Origin of the sequence: Sporolactobacillus sp. KGMB 08714, from assembly GCF_036598985.1 — a bacterium.
Classification (GTDB): domain Bacteria; phylum Bacillota; class Bacilli; order Bacillales; family Sporolactobacillaceae; genus Sporolactobacillus.
This window is the reverse complement of the sequence record NZ_JAUUBW010000017.1, coordinates 25,597-41,155: the sequence shown is the minus strand read 5'-3', so window position 1 is coordinate 41,155 and position 15,559 is coordinate 25,597. Positions and strand designations below refer to the sequence as shown.

The window sequence follows — 15,559 nt, the reverse complement described above, 5'->3', positions numbered from 1 at the left end:
TAAGATTTTAATAATTCCGATAAAATTCTCTTTCGCCGTCGCTGATCCGGTTGACGCTCCGGTTCACCGACGCACGCGAGCCGGCCAGAAGCCGGGCGGCCCGGGCAATGCTGCCCAGATGGCGTCTCGCGTTGATCCGGCTGCTGTTATTGTTGCTCAGTTTCGATGAGCCGTCTCCTTTATGCAGCAGCCGGGCGGCCGGCTGATAGTAAAATTTCAAACCGTTTTTCTTAAAGATAATGCCCAGTATATTCTCTTCATAATAGAGGAAGGTGCCCGGATACAGTCCCCTGAAGGACGCCAGATAAAGCGGCGTCAATAAAAGCGCCGAACCATGCAGCAAAAACGGCTTGTGCTCGCTGCTGAGCAGCGGCCGATCCGCCGGCTTGTCTGCCCGTTTGACAACCGCCTCTTCCGCCTTCTTAATAAACGAATAGACACCGAGGATAATCGCAAAATTTATCATTAAATCTTTCACGATTCTTTTGCCGTTCATGTCGATCGGAATCGGGTTGCTGCTCGTCCCGCCGCTGTTGATAATCTTCGGCCCGATCGCACCGACCGGCTGATCATCCGGCACGGATGCGAGCAGCTGCTGAATGAAGTCTTCCTGATCAAACAGTGTATCACTGTTGACAATCAGAACATAGTCGCACTGCTTATATTTCGTGCAGAAAGTGATACCGATATTGTTGCCCTTGGCGAACCCGAGATTTTCACCCGTACAGAGCAGTGTGATCCGCGGATCATCTCCGAACCGCTGTTTCAGAACGGCCCCGGATCCGTTCGGAGACCCGTTGTCGACAACAACGAGGGCAATGGACGGGTAGCTGAGATTCAGCGCACTTTCCACGCATTCAATTGTATCTTTATAATTTAAATAATTCAGGATTACGATGCCTATCTTCTTCATCGTCAGACTCCCATCCGGATCCGTTTCTTCGCATAGGGATAAAAAAGATGCTTAACCTTCCCTTTTCTCATGGCTCCCCCGCTGCAGTCTCCGCCCTGCCGCGCCTGCGAAGGCGCGCAGCAGAAGAATCAGATCTTTTCTGTAAAAGACGAAAATGAGAAGAGCGAGCGTCAGGTAGTACAGAACAATATTCAGGAAAATCGCGACAAATTGCGAACAGAGAAAAAACAGGAGAACGTTTACGATCAGAAAGACCGTATCTTTCATTTTAATTGAAATCTTTTGAAAGGTTCTCGCTGCAATGATAAACCAGGCATAATAAGAAAGTGTCGTGACAACAGAGATCGTCCGGTAATCATGAAAGAGAAAGACGGTCGCAATCATCAGGCATACGGATAATATCAAGATGGCGGATACCGTCGCCAGATACTTCTTCTGTTTCCTCTCGATCTTGTAAAGGTTGACATAAAGTACATTGACAACGACCATTGCGGGAAAACCGATAAACAAAATCGAAATAATATCGAGAGAAGGAATATATTTTTTTATAAAATAATAGACGATGATTTCAAAAACAAAATAGACGCCGCTGAACAGCGTGCCCGCGATCAGAACCGCATTTTTTATCGTATTCAGTCTGGTGCGGTCGGCCATTCTCGACAAATAGGGATAGAGCGTCGACGTCAGGGATGTGATCAGTATATTCACGGCGGAGAGCATCGATATGGCGAATGAATAATAAGCGAACGCCGACGTTGTGAAAAAATGCTTTACAAGCAGCCTGTCCACCGAATAATAAAACACAGTCGAAAAGTTGCCGATCATAATAAATATGCCTGCACGGAACAGTTTCCTAAAATCGGCGGCATTCCAGATCGGTCTGGTTTTTTTCAGCGGCAGCAGTATTTCCAAGGCAAAGAAGATGAAATAGTTAATGAGCACCAGCCCGTATACATAAGGTGCCGACTTCTCGGCGTGTATAATAAACAGCAGGAACAGCTGGACGAATAATGTCGCGAGCGAAGTAGCATACATGATTCGTGTATAGATACTGAATTCACCCATCGATTGAAAAACATTTCTATAGAAAGTCGTCATATTGACAGGGACGACGGAAAGCGCCAGCGCAATGATCACCAGGCTCTTCATGTAAAGGCCGGCTGCCAGAATCAGCAGCGTCACCGCCAGCTGAAAGATAAGCAGAAAGTTTTTTTCTCCGGCCAGAGAATCCCTGTCGATCCTGTTGAAGCGCTCCCCTCCATATTTGATAAACACCCCGTCGATAAACCCTAAATGAAGGATCCCGAGGTAACTGACATATAGGGTGAACGTTTTAATATCCGCGTAGGCATTAATCGGCAGAAAGGCCGGGACAAGGAATCCTGTGACGATACCGACCAGTATGTTGACAACGTTCGCACTGAATACTTTACTGAGATCCCTGATAATATGCATGACTTCTCCTGTAAAACAACTTTTCCGCTGGACGCAAATCATTCCGGACTTCTGATATTATACTCAAACGCCGCTGCCCGTGCAAGACGCGGAATCAGGCCCTGCGGAAGTGAAACAGCAGGGACAGTTTAGGATAGATCTTAGCACTCGACGGCAATGAAAAATGGCTGAGATAAAGAATCCACGCAGCCAGATAGCCCAGCAGGACAAGAACGTTTGACCAGTAAAAGCCGTCATAGAAAGCAAGATTAATGAAAAGCCCCAGAAAAGCAGTCAGAAAGATCTCGAGGTCAACGGATGTCTCCCCCGCTGCGGCGATCGTTTTCAGGCAAAATAGAAACAGCCTGATGATTATGTAAAGGAAGAAACAGATACCGACCAGTCCGAACTCATAGAACAGGGTCAGGTATTGATTGTCAACGACATAGAGACCCGGCGCATAGAGAGAAATGCTGTTCGTTTTCAGAGTGAAGGCCAGGCTTCCGACCCCGTTGCCGAACAGCAGCTGAAAGAAACTCGCTTTGTGAAACATCGAATTCATGACAAAATGAAAGCCGTTCAGCCTCTGATAGAGCGATATGCCGCCCGCACCTGTGCCGAGCTGCAGGAACCGTGAAGCAATGGTCCCGATAACGTTGAATCCCTTCAGATAAGCGGCAAACAGAAGCGCAGCGATCGCCGCAAGAACGGCGGCTATTTTCACTAAATAGGCCCTGCTCAGATAGACGGGCAGCCTGTGTCTGGCAGTGATGTTGATCAAAAAATAAAACAGCGCGGCGACCGCCAGTGCCAGATAGCTGCCCCTTGAGAAAGTCAGGAACAGCGCCGCAAGATTGATCAGCGAAAAGAGCAGCGGCCAGATCTTTTTATCCCTGGCATACAGACCGAAGTTGAGGATCACATTGACCAGCAAAAAGCTGCCCATCACAATCGGGTGCTGCATCGTTCCCGATACCCGATAAAAGAAGTCTGCATGTCGGACACTGTAGTATTGATGGTACGCCCCTGAAAAAAAGCGGCCGAACAGTGGATTATACTTAAAAAAATATTCAGCGATGCAATAAACAGCAACTAAGTTCAGCATAGAAACAATAAAACGATGGAGCCTAAAATTTCGGTTAATCGAATGCTGCCGGAAATAAATGAGATTAACGAGAACTGAAATGATAACAAAGACATAAAAAACGAATGCTTTAATCATTCTCATCCAGAGCGGCAAATCGATGCCATTTGAGAAAACACTGATCAACAGCTGAATGATCAGGTCGGCCACGAGCAGCGCAAAAAGTGTGACCATACTGTAATCGATTGTTTTATAAAAAACGACGGCTCCTGCCAGAATGACCAATTGCGTAAACACCAGGATAATTAATTTGTTGCTTAATACCAAAGGAGAAAAAAATATGAAAAAGGCGTAGAAAAGGCATAGATAAATCAGGTATATTCTTGGAAAATGAATAGTGTTCAGCATGGAATACCTTCCCACAAAAATTATTATGATTGTCCTTCTTGCTTACCCAGGGCGGCAAATCGGGGATCCGAGGTTTCCATCATACATCGGCTCCGCTCAGGCCGATTGTCCCGTACTGTTAAGATCGGGCAATCAGTGCCTGCTGAAAATCCCATTTATAATTCCGATTATTCGCTCTTATTGATTCTTTGGCCATTGTTGATTTTTCGCGTTTTATTGTAGATAGTCGGCAATTGACTCCTGATTCTATAATTGTAACTGCAGATATTGGGCAATTTACGATACTAATCAGCCAGTTCAGTTACCGACGGCTCTGCACCGTTTATATGTAATACGCGGCAGGTCAAAGGAAATATCGGGCGCTTCCAGAATTTAATGCCCTTTCGCGCATGATATCACTCTTTAAGCAAGTATATACTGCCGATCGCGTAAATTCCGCTGCCCGGCAAAAAAGTCCGCGCCGCCGATACTCTTTAAGATGATTAAGAGACGGACACTCCGGGGCTTCTAATAGGCGCCATCGGAGCCGAACATGACAAAGACGGTTTTGATCATAATTTTTGCATCGAGAAGCAGACTTCGATTCGCGATATAAGACAGATCCAGTTCCACCATCTGATCAAAACTCAGGTCACTTCGGCCGCTGACCTGCCAGAGACCGGTACATCCCGGGGTGACAAGCAGCCTCTGTCTGTCATAATCGCTATAATCCGCCACTTCCCCCGGAAGCGGCGGCCTTGGACCGACAAGGGTCATTTCCCCTTTCAGAACATTGACGAGCTGAGGCAGTTCATCAAGGCTGGATTTCCTGATAAAATGGCCGATCCGGGTGATTCGCGGATCGTCTTTGATCTTGAACATGGCACCGGTCACGTTATTCTGATCACGAAGATTATCCAGCAATGCCTCCGCATTGGGAATCATCGAACGGAATTTATAGATATAAAACGGTTTTCCGTTCTTCCCGAGACGGACCTGTTTAAAAATAACCGGATGGCCGGGATCTTCCTTTTTGATGAATAGAGCGATCACTAAAAAGACCGGAGACAATAGAACAAGGCCGGCAAGTGCTCCGAAAATATCCAGCAGCCTCTTCATGAACAGATAGCTTCTGCTTCCATTTACCGATAGGGGGCTGAAATGTTTGCAGCCGGCAGCTGTATGGGGATGGGGTGCATTCCGCTCTGTTCTTGATAAAGCCATTTTCCACTCCTCCATCAATCTTCGGGCAATCTTTTATAAAAAATTTTGGGTTCGCTCCTTCCCCCCCTCTCCGAGAAAATCGGAAATTCGCTTTTCTAAAATAAATCGACCGATTATCCATATATTAGAGGGTGGATCATCAAGGAGCGGATGATCAATCAAATTCTCCGTAAGTACTATTATATTCATTTTTTATATCTTTATGTTTTATATTGCCGAATCTGAAATGATTCTGTCCGATTTCCCACAGACTTCTGCCGGCAATAAACAGGCTCGAAAAATTAAACATCACGATTAGCCAATAACCGGGGGCAAGATACATTGGATACAGCATAAAATTAGTGCCGACATCAGAATAAGAGAGCAAAAGCATTCTTACCAAATAACTCATCCATAAACCTGTTAATATGATCCATTCAGAAAAAAAGATATATTTTTTCGTACGGATGCTGATTAAGAAACGCACAAAAATATAGAGATAGGCGGCAACGGCCAGCACAGTGGCTGCCGGATTCAAAAATTTATAGACGGAAGCCAGTTTATTGAAAAAATCCACCTTTTGCTGGGGCGGAATCGGCTCCGCAGAATTATATGCCAGATTGTTTGTTACACGTTCCAATGTACGTATCCTGTCAGCCGGACCGATAGAGTGAACATTCACAGCCCCCAGTTTTTGATGAAGATGATCTTCCATAAAAACAGTCATATGCACCGTTTCTCCCAGCGCCTTAAATAAAGGACCGATGTAGCGATTGTCCCAGGGCGACTCGAAGATCGTTATATAACCGCCGCGCGTCTGCAGCTTTCCTTCTCTTATTGCTTTCTGTATTTCTTCCGCCGACTGTTTATAAAATTTTTGCGTTGAAGAGGCGTTTCTCATGCCTGCATTCTGTACGCTGTCCAGGAGTATCCAGACAAATATATCGCATGTCGGATTCCCTTTTGTTTCCATCATCGCATGATTATTCTCTAATTGACCTTTGATTTTCGCAAAGGTCGGCGATACCGCATAAGCTTTTTCACGCGTCGATTTAGGAATCGGCACACGGGGATTCCACACATCCGGTTTAATAATCGACAGTTCTTTAATAAGCAGCGGAAGACTGCCGCTTGTGAATTCATTGGTGCCGAAATAGCCATAATCATGCTCATTAATTATTGAAACAAGCAATATAGATAAAATGAGAATGCCCGGCACAAGAGCAAGTGCGAGTAGACGCTTAATTTTCTGAACCGCTTTTTTATTGAAACAAATGCCTAAAGCTGTGATTAACAGAGCGGCAATGACAAATGGCAGCACCCATGGAGAATCTTCTCTTGCAAGCCAGACGGCAGCCAGGAAAAATCCGGAGCACGCGCTTAACCACACCGTTTTCAGCAGAGAGCCGTACCGGTTCAAAAACAGGGAAATGATACAGGAAAAAAGGAATATAACCAGATAGCTGTAAATGGAATCACGGTAAACGCGATTAAATGTCCAGTAATACGTCGCCATTGGATTGAACATTAATATCGTGTACAGAACGGCAAGCCAAAACCGATTGGGTATCAGTTTGCGCATAACCATGACAAACGTGACACAGGCGGCAAACTCTAAAAACACATTCGATAAGAGAAACGGAATGCCGAACTTATTCATAACAGTCAGGTAAACCGGAAAAGTTATTCCCTTTGCCAGGGTATATTTATCAAACGGCCCCAGCCAGTCATGAGCAATTAAACTTGAGGCATCGCGTACCATCAGATCGTCATCCGGTCCGCCCGTAAAGCCTGCAAAAACTCTGAAATCAGATACCATAAAGATCCTGAAAATAAGTACCAGCAGAAGATAACTTACAAAGAGCGCCTTGGGCGTACAATATCTCCTTAATCGCAATTTTAAGCCCGCCTTTTACAAAAAATTCCAAACACTTCATTATGATTTTCTATATATAATCTCTATCTTGTCTTTTTCAAAGCATTTTTTGTCAATCTCTGCCCTTCGGCCCATTCCGCAGATCGACTCTTTTTTTCTGCATGCCGGAAGATATTTAATTTCCGCGATCCCTCCCCAGCCTGTTCCGTGAAAATAACCGTTGAACAGTTCTGAATTTTTCAGGAAGCTGCCGAGTTGCCAATGCCCGGCCCGATAGATAAAATATACATCGGCCGGTTTTGAAGTCAGATGATGAAAACGCAGGTCTACATGAGTATAAGTCTTCAGTCTGTGCGCGGTCAATATATAATCCGACCTTCAGTTTTCTTAAATTATTAACATTCAGATTAACGAGTATTTGCCGTCTGGATCGATCAGCTTCTATTTTTTCATATCCGGATAATAATCGGTTCCGTCCAGATCCTTAATTCCAAGGGCATAGAGATAAGAACCCATGGATGAACCGTCAATGCGATCCAACGGGCATTCGGATCTTGTTTTTTTACTCTGTACCGTTGATGGCAGATTGTTATTGAACCTATCTCCAAGACCGATGTTGACGGGATTAACAAACAAACTTGAAATCATGATGACGATGAAAATAAGCATAAAAGCCAAATAATAGCGCAGTCTCACATAGCCCTTTATAGACTTAAAATCAACTGTTATAAAATAGAAGAGTCCAATCAGCAAGCTTGAAACAGTACATTCGACTAACAGACTTGCTTCGGGTAAATTACGATAACGTTCATATACTTAGATAAACAGATGCGATTCCACAAGCTATTTCGATACGATAAGTCACATAAGAAAGCAAAATCAAAACTGGTTAAACCAAGAGTGTTATTGATGCCGAATTTAAAGATATGGTATTGACATGGGATAAGTATGGATTATAATATTAGACAATGATCAGAGTAGCAAAGTTCCGGAATATGCTCGGTAATAGTTAGTAGACACAGTTTACTACAATTAAATAACAAATATATTCTTATCCAGAGCGGCGGAGGGACTGGCCCTATGAAGCCCGACAACCAGCACGTGTTGTGTATGGTGTCAATTCCAGGAGTACATCGTTATTGTGCTCAAAAGATGAGAAGAGATAATGGCAAGTCACTCTTCTCTGGCTTGTTTTTATTTTGGTTAAAATTTGGTGGCGTGTTTAACTGTTATCCATTAGGAGTGAGCAAAGAGATGAAGAACAGAAGAGTAACGCAAATACTCTTAACAGCAGTCGTAGTTCTGTTATTATCCGGATGTAGTTCAAATAGTCAAAGCAGCAGCAATTCCGAAAAACAAGGTTTAAGTGATACGCAAGAAATCACGATCGCAGATAGTCAGGAGTTAAACAGTATTGATCCGTCGAATGCAGTGGACTCTAACAGCCAAGAAGCAATTAATAATATCTATGAAGGACTCTACCGTCTTGATAAGAACAACAAGCCCATTCCTGAAGGAGCGGCAGCTCTCCCTGAAATCAGCAAGGATGGTACAACTTATATAATAAAACTAAACAAAAAATCAAGATGGTCAAATGGTGATAAAGTAACGGCTAACGATTACATTTTCGCATGGAAGCGAGCTATTACTTCTAAGAATGCGGCCGAGAACCAAACATTCTATACGTTTATCAAGAATGCAGATCAGATTATTGCAGGTAAAAAAACCGCTTCAACACTGGGAGCAAAAGCAATTAACGATGATACAATTTCGATTACGCTGAATCACGCAACTCCCTATTTCTCGTCAATCTTAGCAAACCCGGTCTATTATCCGTTAAATGAGAAGTATGTAAATAGTAAAGGAAAGAATTTTGGCTCAAATAGTAATAATGCGATATACAATGGTCCATTTATTCTAACGGGTTTTAAAGGTCCCGGAATTGGTGGCAATTGGACTTATGAAAAAAACTCGAACTATTGGAATAAAAAATCGGTGAAATTGAATAAAATCAATGTTGAAGTGCTCAAGGATACAAATACCGCGATTAATCTTTATAAAGAAGGCAAGCTGGATCAAGTAGCTATATCCGGAGAATATGCCCGTCAGGAGGCTTCTGATCCAGGATTTATTTCAAAGAATGCTCCAACACTAGCTTATATAACACCGAATCTATCACGTAAAGTATATAAAAATGAGAAATTAAGAGAAGCACTTTCTCTGGTTATTGATCGAAAACAATTAGCAAATAACATTATAGGCGATGGTTCTAAACCGGCGACGGGTATCGTTCCGAATGGTCTGTACTTTGAACCTAATACAAAGCAGGATTTTGCCAATGTATCCGGTAATCATTTGCCAACAAATATTGCAAAAGCCAAAAAGCTCTGGGATCAGGTTAAAAAGGAGCTGCATATTAGTTCACTGACTATTAATCTGGTAACATTTGACTCCGATAGAATGAGAACTGTATCAGAAAATTACCAGAATGCTGTGCAAAGTAACCTAAAGGGAATAAAGGTGAACATTAGTGTCAATCCAGTATCTGTTTTCATAAATAAAGCGACAAGCGGAAATTATGATCTCGCTTTATTGACCTGGGGGGCCGATTATCCTGATGCTTCCAGTCTGTTAAAACTGTTTGTTTCTGATTCCGGTAATAACTGGGGAAAATATGCCAGCAAAACGTATGATGATGCAGTGAAAGCTGCAGATGTTACAGATGCGAATAATCCTGAAAAAAGATGGACCGACCTTTTGAAGTCACAGAACATTATATTGAAAGATTATGGAGTTATTCCAGTCTACTTTCAAAGCAGTTCGCTTTTACAGAATGTAAAACTAAAAAATGTCAACTTTTATAGCAGTGGACCGAGTCTTGATTTTAAAGATGCATATTTGGTAAAATAATTGTCCCTGTCGATAGACATAGGGCCAAATTCAGGGAAACAGCAGCAGGCCGGATCTGAATATGAATCCATTCACTTTGGCTGGTCCGATCGATATTTGATGAAGCAATTAAATCGCAGAAATATAAATTGAATCTCTTGTAAGCTTTGTTTTCTTCAAAGTGGAATTTCATTCTGTAGATGCTGTCTATTAAATCTTAAGAGGAGATGTCCTTTTAAGATTTTTTATTACCAAGTTAGAGAAACCAAAGCTTCAATATTATTTTTATTTTAACAGATCCACTATTTGCATATTAAGAAGAAATGAGAAAAAAGTATAAGAACAAGATTAGAACGAACATTCATTTATCATGGTGGAGGTGACATTTTGTGCGTGGATTTGGCAGTTACATTCTAATGCGAATAGTTTATATGTTTATCACCCTTTTTTTAATCATTTCAATTACCTTCTTTTTAATGAAATTGCTGCCTGGATCGCCTTATGCAAACCCGGAAAAGTTAACCCCAACACAAATTGCATTATTGAACAAACAGGTTGGTTTAGACAAACCAGTTGTGGAACAGTATTTTATATATCTACGGAATCTGATGTCTGGAAATATGGGTGTCTCTTTTCAGTTTAATAATCAACCCGTGTCCGCCCTGTTAGCCAGTCGGATTGGACCGTCACTTCAATTGGGCATTCAGGCTATTGTTCTTGGAACGGTTGTCGGAATAATATTAGGTGCGGTGGCCTCCATAAGACAAAATACTTGGATTGATACACTTTGTTCTGTCATCGCAATAATTGGGAAATCAATACCCAATTTTGTTTTTGCGGTTGTCATGCAATATCTGTTAGCTGTTAAATTGAGATTATTTCCCATCGCCATGTGGGATGAGGGAATCAAGTCAACCATATTGCCGACCCTTGCGCTTGCCATGTCGCCGATGGCTGATGCTGCCAGATTTATTCGGACAGAAATGGTTGAAGTTTTGCATAAAAATTTCATTGAATTCGCAAGAGGAAAGGGAATGACAGCACTGACAGTTGCTTTCAAGCACGGGCTGAGAAATAGTTTAATACCGCTCGTGACATTGCTGGGTCCAATGGCAGTTGATTTAATGACAGGTTCGCTTGTGATAGAAAATATTTATGCTGTTCCTGGTATTGGTGAACAATTTGTTAAGTCAATTATGACTGATGACTACCCAACAATTATGGCTGTAACCATCTTGTATTCAGCAATGTTAATTGTTGTTATTTTAATTGTTGACCTGCTGTATGGATTAATTGATCCTCGTATTCACATCCAAGGAAGTGGGAAAAGATGACGGAAAAGGACTTGAGTCTAAAGAAAGTGTCGGGTAGTGAATTTGTCTCATTACAAAACTCTGAAGGACAAGAATGGGAAAAAGCTTTTGGGCCTTCATTAAATGTATTTCAGGACTCATGGCGAAAACTTAGGAAGAACAAAGGTGCAGTTATTTCATCATTCGTCTTATTCGTTTTTATTCTTATCTCCATTCTTTCAATCTGGTGGACTCCGGCTAATCCGATTAAACAAAATGCTGATTACAGCTATCTGCCGCCTAAGATTTATGGGAGTACTTTAAATGGATTGAATGGTACCGCATTAGTTGCAGGAAAAAGGGTTGATGTATATAAAAAAGCAGGTGTTCCAAGTGATATAAATTATGTCTTTGGTACTGATAAATTCGGTCGTGATGTATTATCACGGTTAATGGTTGGTATCCGCAATTCTTTAACCATTGCTTTTGTCTATGTACTTCTGGTTTTAGCAATTGGTGTCACATTTGGCCTTATGTCAGGACTTTACGGCGGAAGAATTGATCTGGTGATGCAACGAATTATTGAAATCATTTCAGGGATACCTAATCTAGTCGTGATGGTTCTGTTGCTTTTAGTATTGCAACCAGGTATCTTCTCAATAATCTGTTCAATGGCTATCACAGGTTGGACTTCAATGGCCCGTGTCGTTCGAGCCCAAACCTTGAAATTGAGATCCGAAGAATTCGTGCTTGCTGCGAGAACACTTGGAGAGAACAATTTAATCATCGCTGTAAAACATATATTACCTAATATTTTGGGGCTGATTATTATCCAGATCATGTTCAGCGTTCCCTCTGCGATTTTTTTTGAAGCATTTTTAAGCTTTATCGGACTTGGTCTGCCTGCTCCGATACCATCTTTGGGGACAATGTTGAACGATGGATATCAGACGTTCCTCTACATGCCCTATTTAATGTGGATTCCTGCTGTAGCGCTTTCTATTCTCATGATTTGTTTCAACTTATTGGCTGATGGCTTGCGAGATGCATTCGATCCGAAAATGGAAAACTAATGGGATACAAATATTAATCATACAGGAGGGTTTTCAAAATGAAACTAGTTAGTGTAAAAGGCCATGTTGAACTGGTAAATGAGAATAATAATTGGATTTTATCAAAAGAAACAGGATTTTCTCCATTAGAGACTTTAATTGCTGCAACGGCTGCATGTAGTACTTATGTCTACTTAGGGATTCTTGATAAACAAAGAATTGATTGTACTTTGCAAAGTGTTCATGTCGATTATGAAAGAAACGAAGATCAGGAATTATGTCCCGTTTCAGAGATAAACATTCAATTTTTATTATCAGTTGATTCGGCAAATGAAACAAAGGCCACGAAGGATCTCCAGTTAATTGCAAAAAACTGTACAGTGGCTCGTTCCCTAAACCCTGAAATTAAGGTGGTTGAAAGTGTCCAATTTGTGTGATCATTCTCTTAGAATGTTGAAAAACTTCTCAGACAAATTTTCAGTGATGTTATCGAACAGTACCAGCCCGCTTAGGTCACATACATTAGAACTGACTGTTGATCTATCATTCCGGAAAAATTTGCTTCAGCCGAGCTAATTGTCTATCCTTTTCAATTGTACACTTAGTGATCGCGTGGTCGTGGTTAAGATCAAGATCATTTATTATATAAAAATATATGGCTGCTGTCGAGCAGTCCTTTTAAAAATTCATTTTTGATTAACGTTAACTTGACTAAGTCACTCAAGCCCCAGAATTTTGGCATCCTTACATTTTTTCACATACTAAACGATTTTCTTTGTTTTAAAAGAGTGAAATTGGTTCCACCGGCTATCTTAACAAGACAGTCTTATTTTGGATGGTCGGTGGACACGTCTCCGTCAAACCAATAGCCTATCATTTTCTGGACATTAATGAGCAGCAGTAACAACTTTGTAGAGCGCGAAACATATAAACAACCCCCATCCCGAATATTCTCGAAATGGGGGTCGTCTTAAAAATTGTAGTTAAAGGAGAAATCCATATCGACAGGCCCGCTTATACCGCTCACACTGCCATTATCCGTATACTGCCACAGGTCGGTATCGAAGCCCGGGCCGCTGCTTGCCGAGTGCCAGGCTGCCGTCCAAACGAGCAAATCCGGATTTGATTTTTCCAGCACTGAAAGACTGATGTTGTTTTCGTAAAAACTTAAATAGGAATAGATTCCAAGCTTAGTGATGCCGTCTTGCTTCATCTGATCAAGAAAGGCATTGACACTGTTCGTTATTGCGGTACTCGAGGCACCGTTTGTGATCTCGACGTCAACGAATGCATAGCCGTTAAACCCGACGCTTTTCAATAAAGCTGCGAACAGATTGGCTTCTTTTCGTGCATCCGACGCATTATTAGTGGACTGGAAAAAATGATAGGCATTTGTTTCCAGCCCTGCGGCCCTGGCGGCTGTCACATTGTTTTTGAATGTCCAGTCCGTAAATGACGATCCTTCAGATGCCTTTTGCACAATAAAATTGATGCCCGAATTTTTTACGGATTGAAAATTAATGGCACCGTTATTATTGGAAATATCGACACCTTTTTTCAATGCGCCGCTTGGCAGCTGGCTGGCATAGACCGTCCGGCTGACAGCCGCCTGTTCCCCGTTAACTCCGGTCTCCCGTACCAGCAGCGTATGGCGGCCGGCGCTTAACGCTGTCTTAAGGTCATATTGATAGCCTGAGTTATGATTGCCATAGGCCGGATATTTCTTGTAAACATCCGGCCGCACCAGGCCGTATTGCGCTCTTCCGACTATCTTGCCGTCGACAAAAACTTCAACCTTGCTGACACCGCTGCCATTCACAAACCAGCCCTTAACCGGTACAGTTCCCTGAACGGTGCTGTTTTGTTGCGGGCTGTCAATCGTGCCCAGGGCCGGGGCATTGCGTACAGTCACTGTTCGGGTGACCGCGGACTGCGCTCCGCCATTTTCTGTTGCTCTTATCTGCAGCGTATGGCGGCCGGTAGACAGCTTTCGCGTATCCAGCGTATACTGATAACCCGCATTGCGATTCTTATAGTCCGGATAGGCTTTCGCCACATCGGGCCTTGAAATTCCGTAAACGGCTTTTCCTGCAATCTTGCCGTCAACATAAACCTCTACCTTGCTGACCCCTTTTCCACTCAGGTACCAGCCTTTAATATTGATAGTGCCTTGAACCGCCGCATTATTATTCGGCGATTCAATAACGCCGCGGACCGGTGTGTTGCTTACATTTACCGTTCGGTTGACCGCCGATTGTTTGCCGTTGCCCTCTGTTGCTTTAATCGACAGCGTATGACGGCCATTCGTCAATTTCTTTGTATCCAGGGCGTACTGATAACCCGCATTGCGATTCTTATAATCCGGATAGGCTTTCGCCACATCGGGCCTTGAAAGGCCATATGCGGCTCTCCCCGCGATCTTGCCGTCGACGTAAACCTCTACCTTGTTTATCCCACTTCCGCTGAGGTACCAGCCCCTGATGTTGACAGTGCCTTGAACCGCCGCATTATTAGCGGGCGAATCGATGATGCCGCGAACCGGTGTACTGCTGCTGTTGCTTACATTCACCGCCCGGTTGACTGTCGATTGTTTGCCGCTGCCCTCTGTTGTCCTGACCGACAGCGTATGACGGCCGTTTGTTAATTTTTTTGTGTCCAGTGCGTACTGATAGCCCGGATTCCGATTATTATAGTTGGGATAGGCTCCTGCCACATCGGGCCTTGGAAGCCCATATACGGCTCTTCCCGCGGCCTTGCCGTCCACCAGGACATCTACTTGACGGACACCGTTTATGCTGAGATACCAGCCTCTGATATTAATGATACCCTGTACGGCGGCATTTTGGCGCGGGGCATCCATAACCCCATAGGCCGGAGCGACACGAACGTCGATTGTCCGGGTAACGATCGACTGATTTCCCTTCGTTCCCGTTTCTCTGATCAGCAGTGTATGACGGCCTGTTGACAGCTTTCGCGTATCCAGCGTGTACTGATAGCCCGCATTGCGATTATGATACTTGGGATATACCCGTGCCACGTCGGTCCTCGGAAGTCCATACCTGGCTCTCCCGACAATCCTGCCGTCGACAAACGCTTCAACTTTACCGACGCCGTTTGCATCCAGATACCAGCCTCTGACATTAATGACACCTTGAAGAGTGCTGTTCTGCCGGGGGCTGTCAATGATCCCTCGAACAGGGAGGTTAACAGCCGCGGCTGAGGCACTATAACTGAAAAGCGCCATAAAGCAACTGACGAAAAAAATAAGAGCTGCTAGCCTAATGGTTCCCTTAATATTTTTCATCTCCCCCAATAACTTTTCTGGCGGACAGAACACTTTTCCCCCCTCCTGTTCATAAGCCGGTCTGAAGAACGAACGAAACAGGGAAAACGATGATTCAAAAGATTCCGTAAAAAACCGCCTATTAT

The 15,559-nt window shown here is 43.2% G+C and carries 11 protein-coding genes and 1 riboswitch; of the genes, 4 read left to right on the top strand and 7 right to left on the bottom strand.

Going from position 1 to position 15,559, the window contains the following annotated elements; all coding sequences use genetic code 11:
* Positions 1 to 7 precede the first annotated feature (7 nt).
* The 6 genes from Q6A92_RS09280 to Q6A92_RS09255 form a co-directional block, all read right to left on the bottom strand.
* The gene (locus tag Q6A92_RS09280; RefSeq protein ID WP_332237853.1) at positions 8 to 913 is read right to left on the bottom strand and encodes a glycosyltransferase family 2 protein; all 906 of its coding nucleotides are present in this window, start codon (positions 911 to 913) and stop codon (positions 8 to 10) included.
* A gap of 51 nt (positions 914 to 964) precedes the next feature.
* On the bottom strand, positions 965 to 2,368 hold the full coding sequence (locus tag Q6A92_RS09275) for a lipopolysaccharide biosynthesis protein (protein WP_332237851.1): 1,404 nt from the start codon (positions 2,366 to 2,368) through the stop codon (positions 965 to 967).
* Positions 2,369 to 2,462: 94 nt separating this feature from the next.
* Positions 2,463 to 3,839: a hypothetical protein gene (locus tag Q6A92_RS09270; RefSeq protein WP_332237849.1), complete on the bottom strand. Its 1,377-nt coding sequence runs from the start codon at positions 3,837 to 3,839 to the stop codon at positions 2,463 to 2,465.
* A gap of 507 nt (positions 3,840 to 4,346) precedes the next feature.
* Positions 4,347 to 5,042 (bottom strand): sugar transferase, encoded by a 696-nt coding sequence (locus Q6A92_RS09265; protein WP_274398773.1) that lies wholly within the window; start codon positions 5,040 to 5,042, stop codon positions 4,347 to 4,349.
* A gap of 154 nt (positions 5,043 to 5,196) precedes the next feature.
* On the bottom strand, positions 5,197 to 6,918 hold the full coding sequence (locus Q6A92_RS09260) for a hypothetical protein (protein ID WP_332237848.1): 1,722 nt from the start codon (positions 6,916 to 6,918) through the stop codon (positions 5,197 to 5,199).
* Between the two features lie 420 nt (positions 6,919 to 7,338).
* On the bottom strand, positions 7,339 to 7,593 hold the full coding sequence (locus tag Q6A92_RS09255; RefSeq protein WP_332237847.1) for a hypothetical protein: 255 nt from the start codon (positions 7,591 to 7,593) through the stop codon (positions 7,339 to 7,341).
* Positions 7,594 to 7,945: 352 nt separating this feature from the next.
* Positions 7,946 to 8,056, top strand: a riboswitch (SAM riboswitch).
* A 95-nt stretch (positions 8,057 to 8,151) separates the two neighbouring features.
* Here Q6A92_RS09255 and Q6A92_RS09250 point away from each other — a divergent pair.
* The 4 genes from Q6A92_RS09250 to Q6A92_RS09235 all read left to right on the top strand — a co-directional run bounded on the left by Q6A92_RS09250 (position 8,152) and on the right by Q6A92_RS09235 (position 12,567).
* Positions 8,152 to 9,807, top strand: coding sequence for a peptide ABC transporter substrate-binding protein (locus Q6A92_RS09250; RefSeq protein WP_332237845.1), 1,656 nt, complete (start codon positions 8,152 to 8,154; stop codon positions 9,805 to 9,807).
* Positions 9,808 to 10,202: 395 nt separating this feature from the next.
* Entirely contained in the window at positions 10,203 to 11,120 is a 918-nt protein-coding gene (locus Q6A92_RS09245) for an ABC transporter permease (protein ID WP_332237880.1), read from the top strand.
* On the top strand, positions 11,117 to 12,151 hold the full coding sequence (locus tag Q6A92_RS09240; protein WP_332237844.1) for an ABC transporter permease: 1,035 nt from the start codon (positions 11,117 to 11,119) through the stop codon (positions 12,149 to 12,151). Before Q6A92_RS09245 ends, Q6A92_RS09240 begins: the two co-directional genes overlap by 4 nt.
* A gap of 38 nt (positions 12,152 to 12,189) precedes the next feature.
* Positions 12,190 to 12,567: an OsmC family protein gene (locus tag Q6A92_RS09235; protein WP_332237842.1), complete on the top strand. Its 378-nt coding sequence runs from the start codon at positions 12,190 to 12,192 to the stop codon at positions 12,565 to 12,567.
* 533 nt (positions 12,568 to 13,100) lie between these two features.
* On the opposite strand, the gene Q6A92_RS09230 is transcribed toward Q6A92_RS09235, so the two are convergent.
* A complete protein-coding gene (locus Q6A92_RS09230; protein WP_332237840.1) occupies positions 13,101 to 15,467 on the bottom strand; it encodes an Ig-like domain-containing protein in 2,367 nt (788 codons plus the stop codon).
* Positions 15,468 to 15,559: the final 92 nt, after the last annotated feature.

Bases quoted from the DNA above. Each gene is read 5' to 3' on its own strand.
- Q6A92_RS09280 (WP_332237853.1), bottom strand. From the start codon at position 913: ATGAAGAAGATAGGCATCGTAATCCTGAATTATTTAAATTATAAAGAT.
- Q6A92_RS09275 (WP_332237851.1), bottom strand. From the start codon at position 2,368: ATGCATATTATCAGGGATCTCAGTAAAGTATTCAGTGCGAACGTTGTC.
- Q6A92_RS09270 (WP_332237849.1), bottom strand. From the start codon at position 3,839: ATGCTGAACACTATTCATTTTCCAAGAATATACCTGATTTATCTATGC.
- Q6A92_RS09265 (WP_274398773.1), bottom strand. From the start codon at position 5,042: ATGGCTTTATCAAGAACAGAGCGGAATGCACCCCATCCCCATACAGCT.
- Q6A92_RS09250 (WP_332237845.1), top strand. From the start codon at position 8,152: ATGAAGAACAGAAGAGTAACGCAAATACTCTTAACAGCAGTCGTAGTT.
- Q6A92_RS09245 (WP_332237880.1), top strand. From the start codon at position 10,203: ATGCGAATAGTTTATATGTTTATCACCCTTTTTTTAATCATTTCAATT.
- Q6A92_RS09240 (WP_332237844.1), top strand. From the start codon at position 11,117: ATGACGGAAAAGGACTTGAGTCTAAAGAAAGTGTCGGGTAGTGAATTT.
- Q6A92_RS09235 (WP_332237842.1), top strand. From the start codon at position 12,190: ATGAAACTAGTTAGTGTAAAAGGCCATGTTGAACTGGTAAATGAGAAT.